This is a genomic window from Muribacter muris, assembly GCF_001038205.1.
Classification (GTDB): Bacteria; Pseudomonadota; Gammaproteobacteria; order Enterobacterales; family Pasteurellaceae; genus Muribacter; species Muribacter muris.
This window is the reverse complement of sequence record NZ_JWIZ01000005.1, coordinates 1-24,773: the sequence shown is the minus strand read 5'-3', so window position 1 is coordinate 24,773 and position 24,773 is coordinate 1. Positions and strand designations below refer to the sequence as shown.

The following is a 24,773-nucleotide window of genomic DNA, read 5'->3' as shown; positions in this document are numbered from 1 at the left end:
GGCCGTCAGGGTGAATGACACTTGCACCAATATGCGCCGGCTTTCTGCCTTTCGGGGTAATATGCCAACGTAGTACGTTTTTTTGAACCATTTTTTCTCCTTTCATTACTCTAGAACACGTTTTTAAAAACCACTTAATATTGGCTAAAACATACCCTCTTTTATCACTAATCCTCAAAGTCTTAACTGAAAAAGTGTGAAGTAAATCACAAAAAATATCCAAACAATATATAATAAGTTATAAAAAAGTGTAGGTTAAAGAAAATAAAGGTAATAAAAAAGAGGAACAAATGTTCCTCAATCATTATAAATCGTTTAGCCATCACGCTGTTTTTGAGCAGCGAGAAACTGGCTATGTAAATTCTCAATCGGTGGTGGCATTTGCAAATAAAATCCGTTGGTTTCGATTTGCGCTTTTACTGTGGTGTTATCCGCATTTTTTAGCGTTTTTTCGCCGTTTAGGTTAAACAGCATTACAAATTGCGGTTTGCCGAAGGCTTGGCGTAGTGTTTCCGGCACGGCATCAAATTGATCCCGTTTTGCCACATAAAGATACATTCCGTCTTTCTTGAGGCTTTTATAAATAGCACACAACATTTTAATCTTCCTCCCGATAGGCATTGCCTGCATAGTTATCAAAGCGCGAATGCTGCCCGTGGAATGTCAGCGGCACTCGCCCAATCGGGCCGTTACGTTGTTTGCCGATGATGATTTCCGCCACGCCTTTTAATTCGGAATTATCGTGATAGACCTCGTCCCGATAGATAAACATAATCAAGTCTGCATCTTGCTCAATCGAGCCGGATTCACGCAAATCGGAATTGATCGGTCGTTTATCCGCCCGTTGTTCTAGGCTTCGGTTAAGCTGGGAGAGTGCGACTACCGGCACTTCCAGCTCTTTGGCAAGGGCTTTGAGCGAGCGGGAGATTTCGGCAATCTCAAGGGTGCGGTTATCGGCAAAGCCCGGCGCTCGCATCAACTGCAAGTAATCGACCATAATTAAGCTCAAGCCGCCGTTATCCCGATAAACCCGTCTGGCACGGGAACGCAATTCCGTTGGGGTTAAGCCGGAGCTGTCGTCAATATAGATATTATTGCGTTGCTGTAACATTGCCACCGTTGAGCCAATCCGAGCCATATCGTCATCATCAATTTGCCCTGTGCGGATACGGGTCTGATCGACCCGTGATAATGAGGCAAACATCCTCATCATAATTTGATCCGCAGGCATCTCAAGGCTGAAAATCAGCACCGGTTTATTCGGCACTCTGACCGTATTCCCCTGTTCATCGGTTTGCTCAATATCCAGTAACGAGGCATTTTCGCATAAATTCATTGCAAAGGTGGTTTTCCCCATTGACGGGCGGGCGGCGACAATAATCAAATCGGACGGCTGCAACCCGGCAGTCCGTTTGTCCAAATCGACAAAACCGGTCGATACGCCCGTAACCCCTCCGTTATTTTTGCTTTTAGAGAGCATATCAATGCGTTGAATGGTTTCAATCAGAATATCGTCCACCCGCTTCGGTCCTTCATCACTTGAGGTACGTTTTTCAGCAATATGGAAGACCGCCCGCTCGGCTTCGTCCAGCACGTCTTTCACCGACATTCCTTTCGGATTGTAGCTGATTTCGGCAATTTTATTGCCTGCGCTAATCAGCTCTCGGCGGATTGCCCGCTCACTGACAATATCGGCATAGGCTAAAATATTGGCAACGCTAGGGGTATTTTTCGATAATTCGGCAAGGTAGGCAAAACCGCCGACATCTTGCAAAATGCCACGGTTTTTCAAGGCTTGGTCGAGGGTAATAATATCGATCGGCTGCCCGGCACGCACCTGCTCGGTCATTTGCTCAAAAATCAGCCTATGGGCATTGGTATAAAAATCCGTTGCCTGCACCCGTTCGGCGACACTGTCCCAGTATTCATTATTCAGCATAATACCGCCCAGCACTGCTTGTTCCGCCTCTATCGAATGAGGGGCAATCGCAATTTGCTCAAGCTGCTTATCTTTGGTTTTGTCCGCCGTGTTTTTTGCTATTTCAGCCATTTTTCACCATTATTTGCCATAAATAAAAGGGGGTTAGTTTAGCGGATTTGGATAAAATTTTCAGTAGTGCAAGCGGTCGGTTGGGCGAGATTTTTTGCACACTCAAAACCGTTGCCAGATCGGTTTACAGCTCTCCGGTAAAGTTAAGCCTTTGCCTAATTCTATCCACCCCGCCGGATAATGAAAATCCGAGCCGCCGGACGCATACAGCTCAAACTCCGCCGCCCAACGTGCCAGTAATTGACGTTGATCAGGCGTTTGCGCACAGCCTGCTACTTCAATACCGTCTCCACCCGCTTGTTTGAAGTCCTCGATAAGCCGCCGTATCCACCTTGCCGTTAATTTATACCGCAGCGGGTGTGCAATGCAAATCACGCCACCGGCTTGGTGAGTGGCATCAATCGCCTGTTCGAGCGAGCACCATTTCGGTTTGACGTAAGCGGTTTTCCCCGCGCCTAAATAGCGTTTAAAGGCGTGTTCATCATTGCGGGCATAGTCCTGCGCCACTAAAAATCGTCCGTAATGAGCGCGGGTTACTTCACCGCTTGCTAAGGCTTTCGCCCCCTCATACGCGTTGGGAATTCCCGCTTTTGCCAATTTTTCGCCGATCTGCTCCGCCCGTTGTTGCCGCCACACTTTTTGCTGTGCGAGTAAACCAGTCATCGCCGAATGAGTTTCATCAATATTTAAGGCGGCTAAATGAATTGGTTTTTCCTGCCATAAAATTGAAATTTCCACCCCGGCAATAAAGCGAATGCCGTGTTGTCGCGCGGCTTGACGGGCTTCCGCAATGCCGGCAACCGTATCGTGATCGGTCAATGCCAACATTTCAATCTGACGTGATGCCGCTCTTTCGACCAATTCCGTGGGGGTGAGAACCCCGTCAGATGCACGGCTGTGGCTGTGTAAATCATAAATCATCGCCGTTTCCTTACAAAATGCCGGCTTGCTGGAAAAATTTCCGATACGCTTCGACCTTCTTCGCCAAGCTCAACGGGTAGGCACGGGAGGTGGAAGGCAGCCGATACAAAAACAACGGGCGATCCGCCAAATAGGGAAAGGCAATATATTGGTTAGTCTTCGGCATTTTGAGTTTTTCCGGTAATAAATCCAACAGGGTTTCGGTGGCTTTTTCACCGGTAGTAAATAACCAACGGCACGCAGGCAGTTTCGTCAGCACTGCGGTTAAATCGACAGGCTCGACAATTTTTAAAAATTTGTCGGACGCATTGCCTTTTTCGCGAATTGCCGTTTGAGCGGTTGAACACAAGCCAATGCCCCGCTCACGCAAAAAGGCTTCGATCTTGATCGGATCAAAACGCTTTTCGCCGTCAACTTGGAAATGCGCCGTATCGTCAAAGAACACTGCACCGTAAATGCGCCACATATCATTTTGGAAATTGGGGTAGTGAAAATCCATACACCGCTTTTCCAAGGTCGGCGGAAACGTCCCCATCATCATTACGGTTGCCTGTGGTGGTAAAATAGCGGGGAAAGGGTGTTTTTCAATCAGTTGCGTCATAGTCTAAAAAAGCGGACGCGTCCATTGCGTCCAATATTATCGTTAAAAAGCATTTAGTGAGCGGCAGCGTCCGTTTTCTTCTCACAGGATTTCACTGAAACCGACCACTCCGCGCCGGATTTCACCTTATATTTTTCCGAGAAATTATCCATATTTAAAGCGAAAGAGACATTTAACAAGCTGTTGAGATAAAGGAGCGGTCTGCCCTCTTCCACATCGCCGAAGCTGCTCTTATACGGCATTGCACCGCTATAACGCACTTTTTGTTCTTCGCCTTGGCGTTCGCTGATCTCGACACATACACGGCTGTCTTTAGCGATACCGGATTGTGCCAATAATTCATCGCTGATATTTGTCCAAATATTGCCGTATTGAATGTCCAACACCGGAATGTTGCCTTTGAGTACGCCGTTTTCTAAGCTCGGTTTTTGGTATTCAATCATTTCCACTTGCGGTGCTAAAGCCTGACCGACTTCTTCAAAGCTGATCTGACCGGCAGCCAATTTTGCCCCAGTGTATGCATAAACATCACGTCCGTGGAAAGTGTAAGATTTTTGCGAGCCTGCCAAACGGTTTTTGCTTTCGTCAATTTCACGCACCTCGTCAATACCAAAATGCTCGGCAACCAAGGTGAGCGTACCGTTATCCGGTGTAACAAAATAATGACCGCTTTTGGTTTTCAGCACCACCGATTTACGATCCGTACCGACACCAGGATCGACCACGCTCACAAACACCGTGCCTTTCGGCCAATAACTGGCGGTTTGATACAAGCGGTACGCCGCTTCCCAAATATTGTAAGGGGGAATTTCGTGGGTTAAATCAAACATTTTAAGGGCAGGATCAACCCCGAAGGCAACGCCCTGCATCGCAGACACCGCACCGTCTTTCAAGCTAAAATCCGTTTGTAATACCAGTGCGTTTTTTGCAAGCATTTGGCTGTTTTCGACCGCTTGCTGGGTGGCGAATGCCCCCAAAGAGAAAGTTGCAAGTGCAAGGGCTATCAATGTTTTTTTCATATTTTTCCTTAATGTTATCGGGCTGTTAATTTTGTCATAGTAATGGGTTGCCGAAATGTTGTCTAGAGCTGTTATCCGTTTATTTTTTGCCGAATAGCGCTTCAAGGGCTTTCAGCTTTTCCGCTCTATCCAAGGGCTGTTCGGCAAGCTGATTTAGCTCATTCACCCAAAGGGCTGATCGTTCATCATTTTGCGTATAGGTAACAGGTGGCGTTTCGCACAGTTGCTCGGCGTAAGCGGTCAGTTCCGTCAATAATTTTACCTTATCCGCATCATCGTGGTGCAAATTAAACAGATCATTTAATGATTGGTTAAAGCTCGCCATTTTGTTTGCCAACTGGGCTTGGCAATATTTTTGCCACTGCCCCTGCTCTGCTTTGCTTAACGTGTGAGGATAGTGGCGGGCTCGGTAATGAAACAATAATTTTTCCACTCTCGGATCACTAAATTTTAAGCCGTGATGGGCTAATTCTTCCGGTTTTAAGTTACGCAAAATTGCCATATTATTTTTATCGGCAGGTTCAAAGAAACCGCTATACAGCGTTGTTTCAACATTATCGCTTGCCTCAAAGACTTGCTCTTGGCTAAAAATATCCACTACTTTTTCACGCACCACGCTTTTTTGCGATTTTAACGCTTTCAAATTTGCCAAACAGTGTGGGCGATCAATCCCTAACCGCTCGGCATTCTCCGGCAATAAGACTTTCGCCGGTGCAAGAATCGGGCATTTATTGATATGCACCAATTTCAGTGGCACGGCTGCCAAGCCTTGTTCCTCCAAAAGCGTCTTCTTAGTGTAAAGACGATCCCGCAGCACCTCGGCACTTTCATTTAACAAACCGCTTATATCACCGGCCAAATCGCACACAATCACTGCATTTTGGTTGGTTGGATGCCACGCCAGCGGCACAACCCAAGCGGTATTGCCCCGATAATTGCCCAACATACCCGAAACGTGAACCAACGGGGTCATTTCGCCGGTATCAATCATTGCTTCAAGGGCTTTTTTGCCGCGATTTTCAAAGAAATAATCGAATAATTTGGGCTGCTTTTGCTTCAACAATTTTGCCATCGCAATCGTGGCGTAAACGTCCGCCATCGCATCGTGGGCATTCTCGTGAGCGATACCGTTCGCTTTGGTTAGCTTTTCCAGTTTAAAACTCGGCTGCCCTTCCTCATCAAACGCCCACTCAATCCCTTCCGGACGCAAGGCATAACACGCCCTTACCACATCTAACAAATCCCAACGGGAATTACCGTTCTTCCAACTGTATTCATAGGGATCAAAAAAGTTACGGAAAAAGGTATAGCGGGTCATTTCATCATCATACCGAATATTGTTATAGCCCATCACACAGGTATTCGGCTGACTAAATTCTGCGTGGATACGTGCCGCAAATTCCGGCTCGGACAAGCCGTGTTGATTACAATGCTGCGGCGTAATCCCCGTTACCATTACCGCCTCAGGACTCGGCAGATAATCCGGCGTTTGCCGACAGTAAAACATCACCGGCTCGCCAATAATGTTAAACTCGCTGTCCGTCCTAATCCCCGCAAACTGCGCCGGACGATCAATCGCCGGATTCACCCCGAAACTTTCATAGTCGTAAATAAAAAAGGTCTTTTTTTTCATTTTGGATGGGTTTTAGTCTCAATTTAGGCAGAGTATAACATACTACTGAAAGTCCTAATTCAAAAAAATCAGATTAACCGTTGTTAATATTGATTAGAAAAATAGTTAATTACTTATAAAAATTGTGTCATCAAATAAGAGAATTCAAGTTACAATGGGGAAAATATTTGTTTACATTTTATGAGGTATATAATGACGATTTATCAACTGCATATTATGCACGGCTCACATAAAGAAATTATTACACTAACAGAAGGGCAAACAGAGAAATATTGGCGGCAGATAACATTGTTGCCAGTGAAGTCGGGAATATCGTTGCTACCTCATTATTCTGGGGTTCAACTATGGTATTAGGTGCCTCTATTATAGGCAGCGGATTATATCTTAAAAACCGCAATAGCCACGATAATGATAACACCTCAAACAAGCCAGAGGATACTAAATCTTCTTTGACACCGGTCTCACCACAAACTAAAGAACAAACCAATGGAATAAATGACAAAATTCCGGAAAAAGATCTCTCCGAAACAATAACAGAATCTGAAAAACCTACTCCTCCTGAGCCAATTATTCCGGCTAAAGAAGAAAAAGAACACGTTAATACAGGCAGGCAAACCGAAATATTACCTGAAAAACCGCTTGCCCCAACCCTTAACCCAACCATCAACCCAATTGCGTTGGTCAATCAGGCAGAGGCGGCTAAAACCCTTACCCTCAGCGGCAGCGTCGGCAATGTCGAAGGCTTGAAAGACATTACTGCCAACCTGCAAATCAACGGCAAAGACTACCCGCTTGAGGTCGGTGATAACGGTCAATGGTCGGTACAAGTACCGGGCACTGAACTTGCTTTCGCTCAAGGCGAGCAGCAAGCCACCCTCACCGTCTCCGCAAAAGACAATGCAGGCAATCCGACCAGCCAAACGGCAACCCAAACCTACCAGGTCGACACCATTGCCCCTACACTCACCCCAACCATCAATCAAATTGCGTTGGTCAATCAGGCTGCAACCGAAACAATGCAGACCTTAAGCGGCAGCGTCGGCAATGTCGAAGGCTTGAAAGACATTACTGCCAACCTGCAAATCAACGGCAAAAACTACCCGCTTGAGGTCGGTGATAACGGTCAATGGTCGGTACAAGTACCGGGCACTGAACTTGCTTTCGCTCAAGGCGAACAGCAAGCCACCCTCACCGTCTCCGCAAAAGACAGTGCCGGCAATCCGACCAGCCAAACGGCAACCCAAACCTACCAGGTCGACACCGTTGCCCCAACCCTTAACCCAACCATCAACCCGATTGCATTGGTCAATCAGGCTGCAACTGAAAAAATGCAGACCTTAAGCGGCACGATTGGCAAGACTGAAGGCTTACAAAACATCAACGCCACGTTGCAAATCAACAGCAAAAACTACCCGCTTGAGGTCGGTGATAACGGTCAATGGTCGGTACAAGTACCGGGTACTGAACTTGCTTTCGCTCAAGGCGAGCAGCAAGCCACCCTCACCGTCTCCGCAAAAGACAATGCAGGCAATCCGACAACGCAATCGGTTAGCGAAACCTATCAGGTCGACACAACCGCCCCAACCCTTAACCCAACCATCAACCCGATTGCTCTGCTCAATCAGGCTGAGGCGGCCAAAACCCTTACCCTCAGCGGCAGCGTCGGCAATGTCGACGGCTTGAAAGAGATTACCGCCAACCTGCAAATCAACAGCAAAAACTACCCGCTTGAGGTCGGTGATAACGGTCAATGGTCGGTTCAAGTACCGGGTACTGAACTTGCTTTCGCACAAGGCGAGCAGCAAGCCACCCTCACCGTCTCCGCAAAAGACAACGCAGGCAATCCGGCGACCCAATCGGTTAGCGAAACCTATCGAGTCGATACAGAATTAGCGACCCCTAAAATCACAATCCACAATATAACTGAGGATAATTATTTGACTCTTGAAGAAAGCACTCAAACTATCCAGCTAAGTGGGACTGTGGATTACACTGACGATGTTGATCCTGCGACTGTAACGGTCGTATTAAATATCAATGGCGAAATGATTAACGCTAACGTTGATGGTAAAAATTGGACTGTGTCGGTAGCAGGCGAGAAGTTAAATGCTGAAACGGCTGAAAATCAAATTAGTGCAACTATTCGTGTACAGGATAACGCTAAGAATACGGCGGAAAATCAGGCTTCACATACTTATGAAATTGAACAACCGTTTGACGTAGAAATTCGGGCTATCGGTGAAAATAACGCCCTGATTGCCCCAACCAAGATGAGTAGAATTAGCGGAACGGTTGAGTTTGACGGGCTTTACGGGCAATTTTATAACTCTCATGCTGTCGGGCAGTTAAAAATTAATATTGGCGATAAGTCATATACCACTGGCTTTAGAAAAGGGGATAATTCATTCTTTATTGATATTCCGACCGATGAATTGGCGGCATTAAACGGTCAGTCGATTACATTGGATTTTTCAGAGGGTAATAAAAATGAATCTGTCTATTATTTAGACCAATCTAAAAGTAATAACCATGTTTATACGATGAGAAGCCTTCGTCCTCTAGATAGCGGACTCACCGCAGAACAAAAATCTAAGCTAATTCCGCAAATCAAAACAATGACACTCTCCGGTGAAAATGTCAAAGTACAAGGAAGCGGGTTTATCGTAGAAGCCGAAACGGAAATGACATCGATCAGCGGTATCGGGACAGGCAGTGCCAAAGCCGGCGATACGGTAACGATAGTGATTAGCGATAAAACCTATTCAACTCAGTTAAATGAAGAGAAGGCTTTTGATCTTAATATTCCGACATCCGAACTACGCACACAGAACGGCTATGCGATAAAAGCCGTTTTAACTAATCAGAAAGGCACAAGTACAGCTGATATTGCACATTATACGATAGCTGTGCCTGTTGGCGCTCAATTTGTTAATCCACATACTGCACTAGATCCTACAAATAAAAAAATGGATCATACGCAACCGGATTACAATATGCCTTATTTTATCTCTGCCAATAATGGTCTATCCCAACAAGGTTTCCTAACAGGAAATCAAATCGGAGCACAGAAACCGTTCGTATTAAGATACTATTTGCTTGATGAAAAGGATCCGATTCCATTAAAAGAGCGGGATCAGATTTTTTCTCTCGATGACTATCTGAAAGAAACAACTCAGTGGGCTTATGAACGTTATGCAGAAATCGCAAATATTGATCTGCGCAAAGTCGATTTTGATACGTTCAATGCCTATAACAGCCCGAATCTTGATAGAGGCGGCACTATGGTATTCAAAACATACTTATCACCTCGTGCAGCGGCTGTGGCAACGACCGGAAAACACTTAGAGTGGTCAATGAAAACGGGTAATATTAGTTATAATAAATTTGCTGCGGTACACGAGATAGGGCATACATTCGACTTAGCACATAGCCACTGGGGCGAGTTAAAAAACGAAAACTATAAAACGGAGAATACGACAGAATTTACTTCGATGTCTTATACCGTTGATGATTTTATCGTCAATCTTAGCAACATTTTACGACCTTATGATCTTGCAACAACCCATTACCTGTTCGGTGTTAATCAACAGGTTCGTTCCGGTAATGATGTTTACAGTTTCAAAGACTATAACCCCTATAGTGTAGGCGGCGAGCTCTATATTTGGGACGGTGGCGGCGTAGATACCTTTGATGCCTCAAATGAGAAAGAAGGCGTTAACGTTAATTTAACGCCCGGTTCGTGGATCTATCGTGGAGATACTTTAGAGAAGCACTTATTTGTTAAATCGATAAACGAAATCAGTAAGTTTGACTTTTTCGGTAAAGATCCGGCAACAGATACGCTTGCGAATAACTGGCAACAAACGGCCAAAGAAAAATACGCGATCAAAGAATATACGAAAGGTCAGGCATTTATCGGTTACGGTACGCAAATTGAAAATTTAGTCGGTTCTGCCTTTGACGATAAACTCACCGGCAATAATGCCGATAATAATATCTTAGGAGGAGAGGGTAACGATATTATCAAAGGCGGCTTAGGTAATGACTACCTTGACGGCGGCAAAGGGGCTGATGAAATGTATGGCGGTGAAGGCGATGACATTTATATCGTTGATGATGTTAATGACAAAGTCATCGAACTTGCCAATCAAGGTAATGATACCATCATTAGTACCATAGACTATACATTAGGCGAAAATGTCGAAAATCTTACCTTAATCGGTTTTACGGCGAAAAAAGCGACCGGCAATGAATTGGATAACCGTTTAATCGCTAATAATATCGGTAACCAATTAAACGGTGGCGACGGTAACGATATACTGATTGGCGGTAGCGGTGAAGATACCCTGATTGGTGGGGCGGGTAATGATATTTTTGTCTTTAATAGCCACTTAAACGGTAAGATTGACCATCTCCCTGATTTTAATCCGAGCGAAGACAAAATCCGTTTAAATAAAGAAATATTTACCTTGCTTGAATTAGATCGTAGCAACTTTGACGAACATATCCGCTACGATGCTTCAACAGGGAAATTAAGTTATCGTAAAGCTCCTGCTAATGATAAAACGGAGATTGTATTTGCTCAATTACCGACCGGTTTAACCTTGAATAAAGATGCCTTTATTGTCGCCTATCCGGAGATACCTACACCAAGTATCAATATGATGGAAGTCAATTATGACAATTTACTATCTAAACAGGAAATTGCCACTGATGTAGAACTTAACGGCTACCTCCGTTTTGCACCACACTTAGCCAATCATATCAAAGTTAATGTGAATATTAACGGCGTAGAGCATACGGCAACGGTTGATACGCAAAATCTTACTTGGAAACTCACCGTTCCCGGTGAAACCATTCGAGGCAGTAGTGATGGCGAAAAAACGATTACGGCTACGGTAATTGCGACAGACAACTACGGTAACACGGCAGAATCGTCAGCTACGCAAACTGTTCGGGTGGATACTGAATTCACCACCTCACCGGAAATCACAGTGAACGACTTATTTGCGGATAATACCCTGCACAATGCGGATCTCTCGAAGAAAGTATCGCTATCAGGCACATTATCCAATATAGAAGAGGCTGCCAGCGATTCACTACGCATACTGGTGGAAATCAATGACAATACGGCTTTCTATGCCAATAAGATCGATGTCGACAAGAAAGTATGGCAGCTCGATCTTCCGGGCTATTTATTTACAACTAATAATGCGCAAAACACCCTTAAAATTACGCTACGTGGCGAAGATGAAGCAGGTAATCCGTTTGCCGATAAAGTGATCACGCATACCTATCAATTAGATAGCACAGCACAAGCAAATCTCTTTACTGCCAAAGGGCAAGCTGCCACAATTAGCGGTACTGACGGTATGGATATTTTTGTGCTTAAACCGATGATAAATTACAATGCCGACTTTGCCGCTAATCGAGTTAACGAGAAAGCGGACAAAATTGAGAATTTCACTTTAGGTACCGATAAAGTTCTGCTACCAGATATCACGGGTACATCGGGTATGTTAGGTAAAACCTCTTTCTTTAACGGACTAAAAACGGATTTCAGTAATTTTGATCGCTTGGTGCATTATGATAAAGAGAGCGGTAGGTTATCGTACGGTGAAAACGGTAAAGCTGTTCACATCGCAACCTTCCAACCAGGGCTTAAAATTGATCAAAACCAATTCTTAATCGTTTAACACTCAATGAGGGATACAATAATTGTATCCCTCATTTTTCATCTCACCAGTTAAGGAATAAAATGCTAAGCCGTGAAATACTCAAATACTCTCTGACTGAATTTACACAACAACAAGCCACAGCTTTCCAAAATAGCCCCATTCTATCCCTACTCCAACAACGCAGTGATTTTTACGATCAGCTTTTGCTGCAATTATGGCAACAATTCGGTTTTGCTGATCGGCAGGATCTTGCGTTAATCGCTGTGGGCGGCTATGGGCGGCGGGAGATGTTTCCTCTTTCGGACTTGGATATTTTATTGCTGACAGATACTCCACTTGCCGAACCCGATCAGATGCAATTCAACCAATTATTGAATTTATTATGGGACAGTAAATTTCAGGTCGGTTCGTCAGTACGCACGCTAACGGAATGTTTAGACATCGGGCGGAATGAAATTTCGGTGGCGACCAATATGTTTGAGAGCCGTTTTCTGTGTGGAAAAAAAGCCTTATGGCAAGCGTTAATGTCATCTCTCTATCAACCGGATTTTTGGTCGATGCACGACTTTTTCCATGCCAAAATAGCGGAAAAAACCGAACGCTATGCCCGCTATCACAATACCAGTTACAACCTTGAGCCAGACTTAAAGCACAGCCCCGGCGGTTTGCGGGATCTGCATTTGATCGCTTGGATAATGCTCCGTCAATACGGCATTCACAGTCTCGAGGCAATGAGCCAAAAAGGCATTCTTTTTCCTGAAGAATATCAGGAACTTAGCCATGCACAGACGGTTTTATTCCGAATGCGGTTTGCCTTGCATTTGCAGCTCAAACGCTACGATAACCGCCTGCGTTTTGATCGGCAACTGCAACTTAGTGAACAGCTTGGTTACACTGGCGAGGGTAATCAGCCCGTTGAGGCGATGATGAAAGCCTTTTTCCGAGCAACCCAATCTATTTCACAGCTTAGCCGACTGGTACTGGCACATTTTGAACAGACTATTCTGTCGCCCTTGCAAAAAAAAGGCGACAAGTTACCGCTTGATGAATGCTATTTCCTGCGGGATAACCTTATTTTCTGCCATAACCAGCGCGATTTCAGCCTGCAGCCGCAACGGATTTTAGATCTCTTTTATCATCTGACCCAACAGCCAAATGCCAAAGTGAGTGCCACTACGCTACGACAACTGCGTCTTGCCCTGAAAAAACTCAACCAACCGCTCAGCGATTTACCCGAAGCCCGCCAATGCTTTCTTCGCCTCTTTAAGCAACCCCGTTTTGTCCAACGGGCGATTGTACCAATGCACCAGTTAGGCGTGTTATCCTCCTACCTCCCCCAATGGCGAGACATTGAAGGGCTAATGCAATTTGATATGTTCCACCTCTACACCGTGGACGAACATACCGTGCGAGTAATGCTCAAACTGGAAAGTTTTCTCGATCCTCAAAATGCCGAAAAGCACCCGCTTTGCTGCGAGTTGATGCCCCGCCTTGCCGAGCCGTCCCGTCTCTATTTGGCAGCACTCTTTCACGACATCGGCAAAGGGCGTGAAGGCGACCACGCAACCGTTGGCGCAGCGGATATGCGGCAATTTGCATTGCAGCATCAATTTAGCCCTGCAGAAGCCGATGAAATGGCGTGGCTGGTTGCCGAACATTTAACAATGTCGGTTACGGCGCAGCGGCGGGATATTCACGATGCCGAAGTGATCCGCCAATTTGCAAAAAAGGTGAAAAATCTGACCGCTTTATCTGCACTCACCTGCCTAACCGTGGCGGATATTTGCGCTACCAACAAAACCTTATGGAATGATTGGAAACGTTCGCTCTTTCTCAAATTATTCCAACTTACCCGCCAACAACTCGCACTTGGCGATCAGTCTCTTGACACTCAAACACTTGCCCGCCAACATCAGCAAACGGCTCTTAATCAGCTAACTGCCGAGTTGGGCGACACCGAAAATACAATACTACTTGGGTTTTGGCAGCACTGCCCATTGCACTATTTCACCCGCCACACCCCGACCCAACTGGTGTGGCACGCGATCAAATATGTGAAAAATCCGCAACTGCCGATGGTGTTAGTCAGCAATCAATATGCCCGTGGCGCAACGGAAATTTTCATTTATGCCGCCGACCAACCCCAACTGTTCGCCCGATTGGCGCAAACCCTAAGCCAGAAAAAAATAACCATTCACGATGCCCAAATCATCACCTCCGAAAACGGCTTGGTGCTAGACAGTTTTATTGTGAGTGAAATCAACGGGCAGCCACTGAATGATGATCGCAGTCGCCAAATTCATCGCGCCTTACACAATACCCTCAGCCAAACGGCAAACCAAACCTTTAAGCTGATTAAAAAACCGATTAAACATCAATCCTTTAGGCGAAAAACCAAGCTGCGTTTTTTAGCCGATTCTCACCCGAATCAAACCGCTTTTGAGCTTTTTACCCTCGACCGAGAAGGGCTACTCGCCCACATCGGTGATATTTTTAATCGGCTCTCGCTTAATTTACTCAATGCCAAGATCACCACCATTGGCGAACGGGCGGAGGATTTTTTTGTCGTCAGTAACAATCGGCAGCAAGCGCTATCCGAGGCAGAAAAGCAAGCCTTAACCGATGTGATCTTAGCCGAATTGACCCGTTAAAGTATTAAGATCTGATGATTTGGGCGGGGCGTTAATCCAACACCTCGCCTATTTGGGCTAACATAGCGTGATACTTTGCGACATAATATTGCAAAAAATTCAGCAAAACCGACCGCTTTCAGCTATACTTTTAACCCACCTTAATTGTTAGACTGACTATCCAATGAACGCATTTAAAACCCTACTTTTGTGTGCCGTGCCGTTAGCCTTGGCAGGCTGTTCCTCCATTTTGAACGAGCCGACCGAAGTGGCACTCCCGACCCAGCAGATCCCGCACGATGATGCACAATGGCAGCAACATTTAACCAAATTAAAGCAAATCACTGCTTTTTCTGCCAAAGGTCAATTTGGTTACATTTCGCCGGAAGAACGCTTTTCCTCCCATTTTGATTGGCAGTATAAAAATCCTACGACGTTCAGTTTTACGATGTCGTCCAATCTATCCAGTAAATCCTTGAAATTGCAGCGTAACCCACGGGGGCTGACGATTTCGGACAGCGAGGGCAACTCCCGCACCGAGCAAGATATGGACAGTTTAATGAAAGAGATCATCGGCGTCGCTTTTCCTATCGATCAATTTGCCTACTGGATCAAAGGGCTGCCGGAATTAGACAAACCGTATGTAGTGAACGAAAAACGTCAGCTCGCGCAATTCCGCTATCCCCTCAACGACAGCATTTGGACGGTGAATTATATTGAATATCACGAAGATCGTCAGCCAAACCTACCGAAATTGATTGTGTTGGAAAACGGCACGCAAACCTTAAAAATTCGCTTAACCGAGTGGAGTTATTGATGGCAGACACATTCCATTTTCCCAGCCCAGCGAAGCTCAATCTGTTCCTCTACATCACCGGCAAGCGGGCAGATGGCTACCACGAATTGCAAACCTTGTTTCAATTCTTGGATTTCGGCGATGAGTTAGCGATTACCCCCACTCAAGACGGCAAAATTACCTTGCTCAACCCGTTAGCCGATGTCCCGACCGAGCATAATTTAATCTATCGGGCAGCGACATTATTACAACAACAGACCGCTTGCAAGCAGGGAGCAAACATCGCCTTAACCAAACGATTACCAATGGGCGGTGGCGTGGGGGGCGGCTCGTCCAATGCGGCTACCGTGTTGGTTGCGCTCAATCAGCTATGGCAAACGGGGTTATCCCTTGAAAAACTGGCTGAAATAGGGCTAATACTGGGCGCTGATGTGCCAATCTTTGTACGAGGCTTCGCTGCCTTTGCCGAAGGCGTCGGCGAAAAATTATCCCTCTGCTCGCCACCTGAAAAATGGTATGTCGTGCTAAAACCCAATGTCGCCATTTCTACCGCCCGCATATTCAACCACCCCGACCTGCCCCGCAATACGCCGGTACGCTCGATGGCGGAATGTCTATCCCAACCGTGGGCAAACGATTGTGAAAAAATTGTGCGGGATCAATATTCAGAGGTTGAAGAATTGTTAGCTTGGTTGGTACAATATGCACCGTCTCGGCTCACCGGCACTGGTGCTTGTGTATTTGCCGAAGTTGAAAGTGAAGATGAAGCCCGCCGGCTGTTTGCCCAAAAGCCTCGCAATGTTGAGGGTTTTGTGGCGAAAGGGCAAAATATTTCACCTTTACATCAATCATTATTTCCTTAATAAATACCCAGAGGTTCCCCTAAAATGCCTGACATTAAACTCTTCGCAGGAAACGCTACTCCCGAACTAGCAAAACGAATTGCTGAACGTCTTTATATTTCCCTTGGCGATGCAACCGTAGGTCGTTTCAGTGACGGCGAAATCCAAGTACAAATCAATGAAAATGTACGTGGCGGAGATATTTTTATTGTGCAATCGACCTGTGCACCGACTAACGATAATTTGATGGAATTGATCGTAATGGTTGATGCCCTTCGCCGAGCCTCTGCCGGTCGTATCACGGCGGTTATCCCTTATTTTGGCTATGCCCGTCAAGATCGCCGTGTCCGCTCCGCCCGTGTGCCGATTACGGCGAAAGTGGTGGCAGATTTTCTCTCCAGTGTGGGCGTAGATCGTGTGCTTACGTGCGATTTACACGCAGAACAAATTCAAGGTTTTTTTGATGTGCCGGTCGATAACGTGTTTGGTTCACCGGTTTTAATTGACGATATTGTGAAGAAAACCGATTTAGTCAATCCGATTGTGGTTTCACCGGATATTGGTGGCGTGGTGCGTGCCAGAGCGATTGCAAAACTGCTCAACGATGCCGATATGGCGATTATCGACAAACGTCGCCCGAAAGCCAATGTTGCCCAAGTAATGCACATTATCGGTGATGTTGCCGATCGTGATTGTATCCTCGTTGATGATATGATCGACACCGGCGGCACACTGGTGAAAGCAGCAGAAGCCTTGAAAGAACGCGGCGCTCGCCGTGTATTTGCCTATGCAACCCACGCCGTTTTCTCCGGCACGGCAGCGAAAAACTTGGCTAACGAAGCATTAGATGAGGTTATCGTTACCGACACGATCCCGCTTTCAGCGGAAATCCGTGCGTTAAACAAAGTGCGTGTATTGACGCTATCCGGTATGCTTGCCGAAGCCATTCGTCGCATCAGCAACGAAGAATCGATCTCGGCGATGTTCAGCCACTAATTGAAAAAGCCCAACAATGCGTTGGGCTTTTTCATACTTCGCATCAATAACCTAGCGAGCAGCTATCGTTCGCTAATAGAAATCAAATTGGCCGTACTCTCTTTTACAAGCGGTCGGATCTCGGAAAAATATTACAAATGCTCTATCCTCTTATACGCAAAGCATTGTTTGCGATGGACGCAGAAAACGCCCATCAATTTTCATTACAAGCATTGAAATGGCTCGGCTATCTGCCCAATTTACAGCCGATCCTGCATAATCCCGTAACTGTTATGGGACTGAGCTTTCAAAACCCGATTGGGCTTGCCGCCGGTGCGGATAAAAACGGTGAAGCGATTGACGGTTTTGCCAAACTCGGTTTCGGTTTTATTGAGGTTGGGACAGTAACCCCCGTTGCTCAAGACGGTAATCCCCGCCCCCGCCAATTCCGCTTACTTGAGGCACAAGGCATTATTAACCGCAACGGTTTCAATAACTTAGGCGTTGATGTGTTGATTGAAAACGTCAAAAAATCCCATTATCAAGGCGTTCTCGGCATTAACATTGGCAAAAACGCCACTACGCCAATTGAACGAAGCTGGGACGATTACCAAATTTGCCTACGCAAAGTGTATCAACACGCAAGCTATATCACCGTCAATATTTCTTCGCCAAATACTAAAAACCTGCGCTCGCTCCAATATGGCGAAGCACTGGACGATTTATTGAAATCGTTAAAAGCCGAACAACGACAGCTCGCCGATCGACAAGGGGTTTACAAGCCGTTAGTTCTGAAAATTGCACCAGATTTATCCGCTGACGAGATTGCCTCTGTTGCCGATAGTCTGATCCGTCATCAGATTGATGGGGTGATTGCGGGCAACACCACGCTCTCCCGCGAAGGCGTTATCGGCTTGCCTCACGCCGAACAGCAAGGCGGCTTGAGCGGCAAACCGTTGAATACCCTTAGCACACACGTTATTCAGCAACTTGCTCAAGAGCTGAAAGGAAAAATTCCGATTATTGGCAGCGGCGGCATTCACTCTGTGCAGTCGGGACAAGCTAAAATTGATGCCGGTGCAAGCCTATTACAACTCTATTCGGCAATGGTCTATCAAGGTCCTCGTTTAATTCGATCGCTTGCCCAAAATATCCAAGTGTAATCCGATAATCAGGCATTCTCATTTGGTGATTGCCTGATTTCATCTAACTTATCGTTAACAGCCGATCTGTGTTCAAAAATAAATTATGCCCATTTGAAAAAATAAATGACTAGCCGTGTAATTTAAGGCCGACTTATCCGTCTAATAAAGGTTTATTTTTAGTAGTACATCTATGAGGTCAATATGAATCAACAAAACATATTTAAAACTGCATTTACTATTTTAGTTTCCCTTGGCGTTGTCGCGTGTTCATCTTCACACTCCGACACCTCAGCTAAACAGAGCGAAAAGCACTCGTTATCCCCCCAACAAAAAAAGAGTGATGATCAAGTGCAATCAGAAAATACCCCTTATCAACCACCAGTGGAAGAACAGCCTAAAGAGACACCGCATAAAACCAATAACCCAACACAGACGGAAGCTCAACCTCATCAACCACTCGCAGAGGAACAAGCTAAAGTAGCATCACCTAAAACAGATAAGCCGACACAGCTGGGAACTCAACCTAATCAATCATTAGATAAAGAGCAACCAAAAGCGACATCTAAAACAGACAACCCGACACAACCGGAAACTCTGCCTAATGAACCGGCAAAAAGCCAGCCAATCGCTGATAAACCACTATCAGATCCTATGCCTACGCCGCCAGTGATGCAGCCGGATATACCACCACAAAATCCGCCTCAAGAGAATAAACCTCAATTAGTGATGACACTCCACAACTCATCAGACGTAAATGATACAAAATTGGCTCTCAATGATCTTGGTCCATATCTCGATATTGATAACCGTGGAAAATTAATCCCACTCACCCAAAAGGACGATATTCATCACGCGCTATTATTCAATTTCAATCAAAATTCTCTATCTAATAACCATTATCAAGCATTTGGAACTTACCTAAAAAATGAGAATAGCCCTATGGCATTCAGCGTTGGTTATCACACCCCACAAAACGCTATCCCAACTAGCGGAAAGGTTGATTATTATGGCGCGGCTATCACCTATACTGCTGATAAACGTTATACACCGCACGCAGCCACTTTTACAGCAAAAGTCGATTTCGCCGAAAAAACCATTGATTTAAACGTAGAAAATACGGTGAATGCCGGCGTGCGTATCCCTGAACTTGATTTTAAAGCCACGGCGAAATTAGCTGCCGATAGAAACCATTTTGAAGGGACATTAGCACCGTCAACGGATAGTATGCTTACAGAAGGCACAATTAAAGGGGCATTCTATGGACCTAAGGCAGAAGAAATCGGCGGTACATTTGAAGCAAAAGGAAAAGCGTACGGCGCACTTGGCGGACGACGGGAACAGGAGTAAGCGAAACTTTAGCCTTAAATATGCATAGGCATTCGCTAACAAACCGCATTTTCATAACTTAAAGGCATATTTATAACAAATATGCCTTTAATATTATGTCGCCTTTGCACAAGCTATAGGTAGGGACGCCACGCTGGCGTCCGTTTAACTTCATTTCAATATTATGTAGCAGTTACCCAAAGTTGTTTTTTGTTCGCTTGTCGAGACACACTGCGTGTGTCCGGATTCTAACCTATTGAAATCATTTGATTTTTATAAAGGACACACGCAGTGTGTCCCTACAATTCTGTTAAAATTTCTATTTTTGTGCATTTGCTACATTACATAATACCGCTTCATTTTGAAAATATCCTATGCCCCTCTGTTAAATCACAGCCCTAATATCCCATCTGCTCTAAACAATTTTGCCAAAAATAGCGTTGAACCGACCGCTTACCCCTGTACTTCCCAGCTTAAATTTGAGATCAAACGGCAGTGATCGCATTTGAAATGGAAAATGCCGTGTAGCGGTTCAGGTAATCGCCATTCTCCGTGGCAACTTGGGCAACGGCGGTTATGCTCTAACTCACTATTTTTCCCCAAGCGGTAGAGATAATAATAGGTCGGGATTGCAGTTTGCTGTTCTAGCTGACGGCATAATCTTTGCCCCTGTCGGCTTAAATGGCTGGAATGATCGCTGATTTCGGCAAGCGCTGCCGTTTCTAATACGCTACCATTCATCTGAAGCTGATCGCAGGCTTGCCAATCTTCCTGCCATTTGATGATCGCTTCACTTAATTCAGCGGAAATTCCCAAGCGGTATAAGGGCTGCGGGCAGAAATCCTCTCCGTTATAGACCGGCGAGCAACTGTCCAAATGCGTGGTATAAAGCAGTTGAAAATTCGGGCGGGACAGTGGACTGGTTTGCTCCGCATTATAATCCCGCCCGATAATTTCGACAGATTGCCATACAATCCCTTGTTCTTCGGCGTAGGCTATCGCCTGTGCTACCCTCTCATTTTGCCATTTCGGTGCTAAACTCTCTTGTTCCGGCACGGCAACACGCAGCTGAAATTCGGCATCTTCCACACCTTGATGATAGGTGATACCGACTTCCCGCCCAATAATTTGCCCGTTATACCGCCATTGCTCGACAATGTGGTTAATTAACTGCACCGGATCTTGCTCAAAATCCCGATAACGAAACCGTACGATGGCTTGATACATTATGCCCCCTGTGCCATTCGTTCTTGTTGTACAATACTGGTCGGCTCTTGGTGAATCATCACTTCCGAAAGCGGAAAGGCTGCCAGTAATTTCTGTTCAAGGCTATCGGTAATCTCGTGTGCAACCACAAGCGGCAGTTCATCGTCCAGCTCTAAATGTAACTGAATAAACCGCACAGCTCCTGCCCGTCTGGTTTTCAGATCGTGAATACTAATGATGCGGGGGTGCTCCAACGCAATAGCCCAAATGCGATCTACCTCGTCCTGCGGCAAAGCTTGGTCGAGCAATGATTGCATCGCCTGCCACAACATTTTCGCCGCGCTTACTAAAATATAAAGGGCAATACCAATCGCAAAAATCGCATCGGCACACACCACACCGTATAGGTTGAGTAACATTGCCACCAAAATCGCCGCATTCATATACAGATCCGTTTGATAATGGAGTGAATCCGCTTGAATTGCGGGGCTTTCCGTTAAGCGCACCACTTTGCGTTGATACCACACTAAAATTGCCGTCAGAGCGATCGAAATCAGGCTGATGACAATCCCCAGTTCACTGGCTTGCACCAGCTGCGGTTCGGTCAAACGCTGAATGCCCTGCAACAATAAAAACGCCGCCGAGCCGGTAATAAAGGCACTTTGCGCCAGTGCTGCAAGGGATTCCGCTTTGCCGTGCCCAAAGGTATGGTTATCGTCCGCCGGCTGTAAAGCAAAACGTAACACGAGAATATTGGTTGCCGATGCGAATAAATCGACCAACGAATCGGTCATTGCCGCTAAGATCGCCATCGATCCGGTTTTCCACCACGCGAAGGCTTTAATCACAATCAAAATCACTGCGACGGCAATCGCAAGGGTTGCCGCCCGTTTAACATACTTTTCATACTGTTGGGTCATTTTCTACACTCCATCAGCCAAGGTAACTGTGCCAAACGCTGGGCTAATTCTTCGAGTATCCGTAGGTAAACGGTCGGTTGTTGACGATTTTTTGCAAAATCCGACCGTTTGTCTGCAAATTGCATTTGCCCGAAGCCGCAGGCAAACTCACGCCCACGCGTAACTTCAAGCTGATAATTATGAAAACGTGCGGTCGGCGGGTATAGCACTTGGCTTCGCAATTCATTGCCGGCAAGGTGCACGTTTGCTTGGGTATGCGGCTGTTTGGCAAAGCTCTGTTGCCGTAACGTTTGCCGTTCTGTCAGAGTACGCCCTTGAGCATTGCGATCTAAGAAAATCAAAAAGCCTTGCTGCCAATTATCCGGATTTTTGGCTGAACCTTGCGGTAGATAGAGGATTTGACGCATTTCATCAAGCCGATTATCCGAAGCCATTTCAAATACCTTATCAGCAAATTGAATTTCAGTCGGCACAGCAAATTGTCCGTATTGTACGCTACACCCCGTTAGCAAACCGCTCAACAAGGCTATTTTACGCAACATTGTCATGCTTCCTCACGTTTAAACACAAGTTCTGTTTCGCTAGATTGCTGTTCGTCAAACCAGTAGCCGCCATAATTGAAATCTTTCAGCTGTTCTATATTTTTTGGTTGATGTTCGAGCATAAACCGCACCATCATTCCCCGTGCTTTCTTCGCATAGAAACTGATCACCTTATATTTGCCGTTTTTTTGATCGAGGAAAACAGGCTTAATAATAGTAGCGTGTAATTGAGTTGGCTTGACCGCATTAAAATATTCGTCCGATGCCAAATTAACTAGGATATTATCCCCTTGCTCATCAATCGCCTGTTGCAAATGCGTTGTGATAATCCCGCCCCAAAATGCGTAAAGATCTTTGCCTTGCTGATTAACAAGCCTTGTCCCCATTTCCAAGCGATACGGCTGCATTAAATCTAACGGTTTAAGCAAACCATATAAGCCTGATAACATTCGCAAGTGGCGTTGCGCATACTCTACCTGCTCTTTTGACAAGGTTTCCGCCGCCAATCCCGTATATACATCGCCTTTAAAGGCAAATAATGCTGGCTTGGCATTGTCAAGGTGATGCTCTAATTGCCACTCGGCAAAACGTGCGACATTCAGACTCGCGAGTTTATCGCTAATCGACATCAGTGATGCCAATTCCGCAGGACTAAACTGTCGGCAAATCTCAATAAGTTGTTGGCTGTAAGCGGTCAGTTGTGGTTGGGAAAATGCAAAACCTTCAATCTTTGTCTCAAAATCCAAGGTTTTCGCAGGGGAAATAATCGCAAGCATAACGGAATACCTCTATAAAATTGATGGGCTATCATAGCTTAAAACTAAAAAAGGCAGGAAAATTCCTGCCTTCTTGAAAACGAAAATATGATTAACGTTTGCTGTATTGTGGACGACGACGTGCTTTGTGTAAACCCACTTTTTTACGCTCAACGCGGCGAGCGTCGCGAGTAACGAAGCCTGCAGCACGTAGTGCTGGACGTAATGTCTCATCGTACTCGATCAATGCGCGTGTGATACCGTGACGGATCGCACCTGCTTGACCTGAAATACCACCACCTTTTACGGTGATGTATAAGTCTAATTTATCAGTTAACTCAACTAATTCTAACGGTTGACGAACTACCATTCGTGCAGTTTCACGACCGAAGTAAACTTCTAAAGAACGTTGGTTGATGGTAATGTTACCACTGCCCGGTTTGATAAATACACGAGCTGAAGAGCTTTTGCGGCGACCTGTGCCGTAGTTTTGATTCTCTGCCATTTTTCTGCTCCGTGATTAGATGTCTAAAACTTGTGGTTGTTGCGCAGCGTGGTTATGTTCGCTACCCGCATACACTTTTAATTTACGGAACATTGCACGACCCAACGGACCTTTTGGCAACATACCTTTTACCGCAATTTCAATCACTGCTTCTGGACGACGAGCGATCATTTCTTTGAAGGTTGCATCTTTGATACCACCTACATAGCCAGTGTGCCAGTAGTAGATTTTGTCAGTTTCTTTTTTACCTGTTACCGCTACTTTGTCCGCATTGATGACGATGATATAATCGCCTGTATCAACGTGCGGTGTATACTCAGCCTTGTGTTTACCACGAAGACGGCGTGCTAATTCAGTAGCTAAACGACCTAAAGTTTTACCTGTCGCATCTACCACATACCAGTCACGTTTTACTGTTTCTGGTTTTGCTACAAAAGTTTTCATTCTAATTAAATACCAAAATTTAAATGTTTATACCCAATATCCGAAGATATTACCTAATGCGGTTAGAATCCGACCCCTTCGAGTCAATTCTGACCAACTTATGTGGCGGGAATACCACATAAAAACAGGGTGGCGAAATTATACAGAGATTTTAGGAAAAAGCGAATGTTTTTTTAAGTAATTTCGCATTTTGTAGGCTATCTCAAATTTTTTAAACTCAAACCAAAATTTAGCTTCTCTCCATAGTGAGAAAATGGTAAAAATAAGCACGTTTTTATCGAAAAATTAAGGAGTTACTATGCAGTGGTCAAATGATGTTTGGTTGGCAATTATTGCGGCGTTTGTCATTGGGGCGATTATCGGCTATGTCATCTTGCGTGCAACCAATGTGAGTATGCAAAAACAGCACAAGTTAGAACAAGAACTCAAAGCCGCCAATACCAAAATTGACGAGCAAAAAACACAATTAGAAAAACATTTCGAGCAATCCGCCAACTTGTTAGCGACCCTTGCCGAAGATTACAAAAAACTCTACACCCATTTATCCGAAGGATCGCAAACCTTGCTCCCAGAGGAGTCAGATAAGATTGCTTTTTTCCAACAACCCCAACTTGAGGAAAAAGAACCGGAAAATGACGATCAACCGAAAGATTATTCCGAGGGCTCGTCAGGCATATTGAAATCCTAAGGGGCTGTACTAGATAACTAGAATAAATTCTGCTTTACTAATTGTTTTAAAATGGAAAATTGAACTTTTATTTCACTGTGGTTAAAACGCCATTCAC

20 protein-coding genes and 1 pseudogene are annotated in these 24,773 nt (G+C 45.4%); 8 read left to right on the top strand and 13 right to left on the bottom strand.

Going from position 1 to position 24,773, the window contains the following annotated elements; translation table 11 throughout:
- Window positions 1-315 precede the first annotated feature (315 nt).
- The 6 genes from RO21_RS01315 to sbcB form a co-directional block, all read right to left on the bottom strand.
- Window positions 316-597: a YcgL domain-containing protein gene (locus RO21_RS01315; protein WP_047975999.1), complete on the bottom strand. Its 282-nt coding sequence runs from the start codon at window positions 595-597 to the stop codon at window positions 316-318.
- A 1-nt stretch (window position 598) separates the two neighbouring features.
- Window positions 599-2,050 carry a replicative DNA helicase gene (locus RO21_RS01310; protein ID WP_047975998.1) on the bottom strand — a complete coding sequence of 484 codons (1,452 nt, stop codon included), beginning with the start codon at window positions 2,048-2,050 and terminating at the stop codon, window positions 599-601.
- 102 nt (window positions 2,051-2,152) lie between these two features.
- Complete coding sequence (rnm, locus tag RO21_RS01305) at window positions 2,153-2,971, bottom strand: RNase RNM (protein ID WP_047975997.1); 819 nt, start codon at window positions 2,969-2,971, stop codon at window positions 2,153-2,155.
- Window positions 2,972-2,981: 10 nt separating this feature from the next.
- Window positions 2,982-3,572: a DNA glycosylase gene (locus tag RO21_RS01300; RefSeq protein WP_047975996.1), complete on the bottom strand. Its 591-nt coding sequence runs from the start codon at window positions 3,570-3,572 to the stop codon at window positions 2,982-2,984.
- A gap of 53 nt (window positions 3,573-3,625) precedes the next feature.
- Window positions 3,626-4,591 (bottom strand): SAM hydrolase/SAM-dependent halogenase family protein, encoded by a 966-nt coding sequence (locus RO21_RS01295; RefSeq protein ID WP_047975995.1) that lies wholly within the window; start codon window positions 4,589-4,591, stop codon window positions 3,626-3,628.
- A gap of 79 nt (window positions 4,592-4,670) precedes the next feature.
- Window positions 4,671-6,224, bottom strand: coding sequence for an exodeoxyribonuclease I (gene sbcB / locus RO21_RS01290; protein WP_047975994.1), 1,554 nt, complete (start codon window positions 6,222-6,224; stop codon window positions 4,671-4,673).
- A gap of 272 nt (window positions 6,225-6,496) precedes the next feature.
- On the opposite strand from sbcB, the gene RO21_RS01285 reads away from it, so the two are divergent.
- The 7 genes from RO21_RS01285 to RO21_RS01255 all read left to right on the top strand — a co-directional run bounded on the left by RO21_RS01285 (window position 6,497) and on the right by RO21_RS01255 (window position 19,637).
- Complete coding sequence (locus RO21_RS01285; RefSeq protein ID WP_047975993.1) at window positions 6,497-11,920, top strand: Ig-like domain-containing protein; 5,424 nt, start codon at window positions 6,497-6,499, stop codon at window positions 11,918-11,920.
- 62 nt (window positions 11,921-11,982) lie between these two features.
- Window positions 11,983-14,553, top strand: a complete 2,571-nt coding sequence (gene glnD, locus RO21_RS01280) for a bifunctional uridylyltransferase/uridylyl-removing protein GlnD (protein WP_053067694.1) — start codon at window positions 11,983-11,985, stop codon at window positions 14,551-14,553.
- A gap of 163 nt (window positions 14,554-14,716) precedes the next feature.
- Complete coding sequence (gene lolB / locus RO21_RS01275; protein WP_047975992.1) at window positions 14,717-15,349, top strand: lipoprotein insertase outer membrane protein LolB; 633 nt, start codon at window positions 14,717-14,719, stop codon at window positions 15,347-15,349.
- Window positions 15,349-16,191, top strand: a complete 843-nt coding sequence (gene ispE / locus RO21_RS01270) for a 4-(cytidine 5'-diphospho)-2-C-methyl-D-erythritol kinase (protein ID WP_047975991.1) — start codon at window positions 15,349-15,351, stop codon at window positions 16,189-16,191. Before lolB ends, ispE begins: the two co-directional genes overlap by 1 nt.
- Window positions 16,192-16,215: 24 nt before the next feature.
- Window positions 16,216-17,166 carry a ribose-phosphate pyrophosphokinase gene (locus RO21_RS01265; RefSeq protein WP_047975990.1) on the top strand — a complete coding sequence of 317 codons (951 nt, stop codon included), beginning with the start codon at window positions 16,216-16,218 and terminating at the stop codon, window positions 17,164-17,166.
- A 137-nt stretch (window positions 17,167-17,303) separates the two neighbouring features.
- Window positions 17,304-18,308: a quinone-dependent dihydroorotate dehydrogenase gene (gene pyrD / locus RO21_RS01260; protein WP_084724228.1), complete on the top strand. Its 1,005-nt coding sequence runs from the start codon at window positions 17,304-17,306 to the stop codon at window positions 18,306-18,308.
- A 183-nt stretch (window positions 18,309-18,491) separates the two neighbouring features.
- A complete protein-coding gene (locus RO21_RS01255) occupies window positions 18,492-19,637 on the top strand; it encodes a transferrin-binding protein-like solute binding protein (RefSeq protein WP_047975989.1) in 1,146 nt (381 codons plus the stop codon).
- Window positions 19,638-20,069: 432 nt separating this feature from the next.
- Here the strand turns inward: RO21_RS01255 and RO21_RS01250 are convergent, their stop codons facing one another.
- The 6 genes from RO21_RS01250 to rplM form a co-directional block, all read right to left on the bottom strand.
- Window positions 20,070-20,843: a Zn-ribbon-containing protein gene (locus tag RO21_RS01250; protein WP_047975988.1), complete on the bottom strand. Its 774-nt coding sequence runs from the start codon at window positions 20,841-20,843 to the stop codon at window positions 20,070-20,072.
- A complete protein-coding gene (locus RO21_RS01245; RefSeq protein ID WP_047975987.1) occupies window positions 20,843-21,742 on the bottom strand; it encodes a cation diffusion facilitator family transporter in 900 nt (299 codons plus the stop codon). Before RO21_RS01245 ends, RO21_RS01250 begins: the two co-directional genes overlap by 1 nt.
- Entirely contained in the window at window positions 21,739-22,284 is a 546-nt protein-coding gene (locus RO21_RS01240) for a hypothetical protein (RefSeq protein WP_053067693.1), read from the bottom strand. Before RO21_RS01240 ends, RO21_RS01245 begins: the two co-directional genes overlap by 4 nt.
- A 2-nt stretch (window positions 22,285-22,286) precedes the next feature.
- Window positions 22,287-23,060, bottom strand: a complete 774-nt coding sequence (gene yaaA / locus RO21_RS01235) for a peroxide stress protein YaaA (protein WP_047975986.1) — start codon at window positions 23,058-23,060, stop codon at window positions 22,287-22,289.
- A gap of 91 nt (window positions 23,061-23,151) precedes the next feature.
- Window positions 23,152-23,544, bottom strand: coding sequence for a 30S ribosomal protein S9 (gene rpsI, locus RO21_RS01230; protein ID WP_047975985.1), 393 nt, complete (start codon window positions 23,542-23,544; stop codon window positions 23,152-23,154).
- Window positions 23,545-23,559: 15 nt separating this feature from the next.
- Window positions 23,560-23,988, bottom strand: a complete 429-nt coding sequence (rplM, locus tag RO21_RS01225; RefSeq protein WP_047975984.1) for a 50S ribosomal protein L13 — start codon at window positions 23,986-23,988, stop codon at window positions 23,560-23,562.
- A gap of 298 nt (window positions 23,989-24,286) precedes the next feature.
- On the opposite strand from rplM, the gene RO21_RS01220 reads away from it, so the two are divergent.
- Window positions 24,287-24,676: a Z-ring associated ZapG family protein gene (locus tag RO21_RS01220; protein WP_047975983.1), complete on the top strand. Its 390-nt coding sequence runs from the start codon at window positions 24,287-24,289 to the stop codon at window positions 24,674-24,676.
- Between the two features lie 17 nt (window positions 24,677-24,693).
- Here the strand turns inward: RO21_RS01220 and RO21_RS12710 are convergent.
- Window positions 24,694-24,773, bottom strand: a pseudogene (locus RO21_RS12710) (IS1595 family transposase); the annotation flags it as partial.

Coding starts and splice junctions, on each gene's coding strand:
- RO21_RS01240 (WP_053067693.1), bottom strand. CDS start 22,284: ATGTTGCGTAAAATAGCCTTGTTGAGCGGTTTGCTAACGGGGTGTAGC.
- lolB (WP_047975992.1), top strand. CDS start 14,717: ATGAACGCATTTAAAACCCTACTTTTGTGTGCCGTGCCGTTAGCCTTG.
- RO21_RS01250 (WP_047975988.1), bottom strand. CDS start 20,843: ATGTATCAAGCCATCGTACGGTTTCGTTATCGGGATTTTGAGCAAGAT.
- RO21_RS01295 (WP_047975995.1), bottom strand. CDS start 4,591: ATGAAAAAAACATTGATAGCCCTTGCACTTGCAACTTTCTCTTTGGGG.
- yaaA (WP_047975986.1), bottom strand. CDS start 23,060: ATGCTTGCGATTATTTCCCCTGCGAAAACCTTGGATTTTGAGACAAAG.
- glnD (WP_053067694.1), top strand. CDS start 11,983: ATGCTAAGCCGTGAAATACTCAAATACTCTCTGACTGAATTTACACAA.
- rnm (WP_047975997.1), bottom strand. CDS start 2,971: ATGATTTATGATTTACACAGCCACAGCCGTGCATCTGACGGGGTTCTC.
- RO21_RS01245 (WP_047975987.1), bottom strand. CDS start 21,742: ATGACCCAACAGTATGAAAAGTATGTTAAACGGGCGGCAACCCTTGCG.
- RO21_RS01310 (WP_047975998.1), bottom strand. CDS start 2,050: ATGGCTGAAATAGCAAAAAACACGGCGGACAAAACCAAAGATAAGCAG.
- pyrD (WP_084724228.1), top strand. CDS start 17,304: ATGCTCTATCCTCTTATACGCAAAGCATTGTTTGCGATGGACGCAGAA.
- RO21_RS01300 (WP_047975996.1), bottom strand. CDS start 3,572: ATGACGCAACTGATTGAAAAACACCCTTTCCCCGCTATTTTACCACCA.
- rpsI (WP_047975985.1), bottom strand. CDS start 23,544: ATGGCAGAGAATCAAAACTACGGCACAGGTCGCCGCAAAAGCTCTTCA.
- RO21_RS01220 (WP_047975983.1), top strand. CDS start 24,287: ATGCAGTGGTCAAATGATGTTTGGTTGGCAATTATTGCGGCGTTTGTC.
- ispE (WP_047975991.1), top strand. CDS start 15,349: ATGGCAGACACATTCCATTTTCCCAGCCCAGCGAAGCTCAATCTGTTC.
- RO21_RS01315 (WP_047975999.1), bottom strand. CDS start 597: ATGTTGTGTGCTATTTATAAAAGCCTCAAGAAAGACGGAATGTATCTT.
- rplM (WP_047975984.1), bottom strand. CDS start 23,988: ATGAAAACTTTTGTAGCAAAACCAGAAACAGTAAAACGTGACTGGTAT.
- sbcB (WP_047975994.1), bottom strand. CDS start 6,224: ATGAAAAAAAAGACCTTTTTTATTTACGACTATGAAAGTTTCGGGGTG.
- RO21_RS01255 (WP_047975989.1), top strand. CDS start 18,492: ATGAATCAACAAAACATATTTAAAACTGCATTTACTATTTTAGTTTCC.
- RO21_RS01265 (WP_047975990.1), top strand. CDS start 16,216: ATGCCTGACATTAAACTCTTCGCAGGAAACGCTACTCCCGAACTAGCA.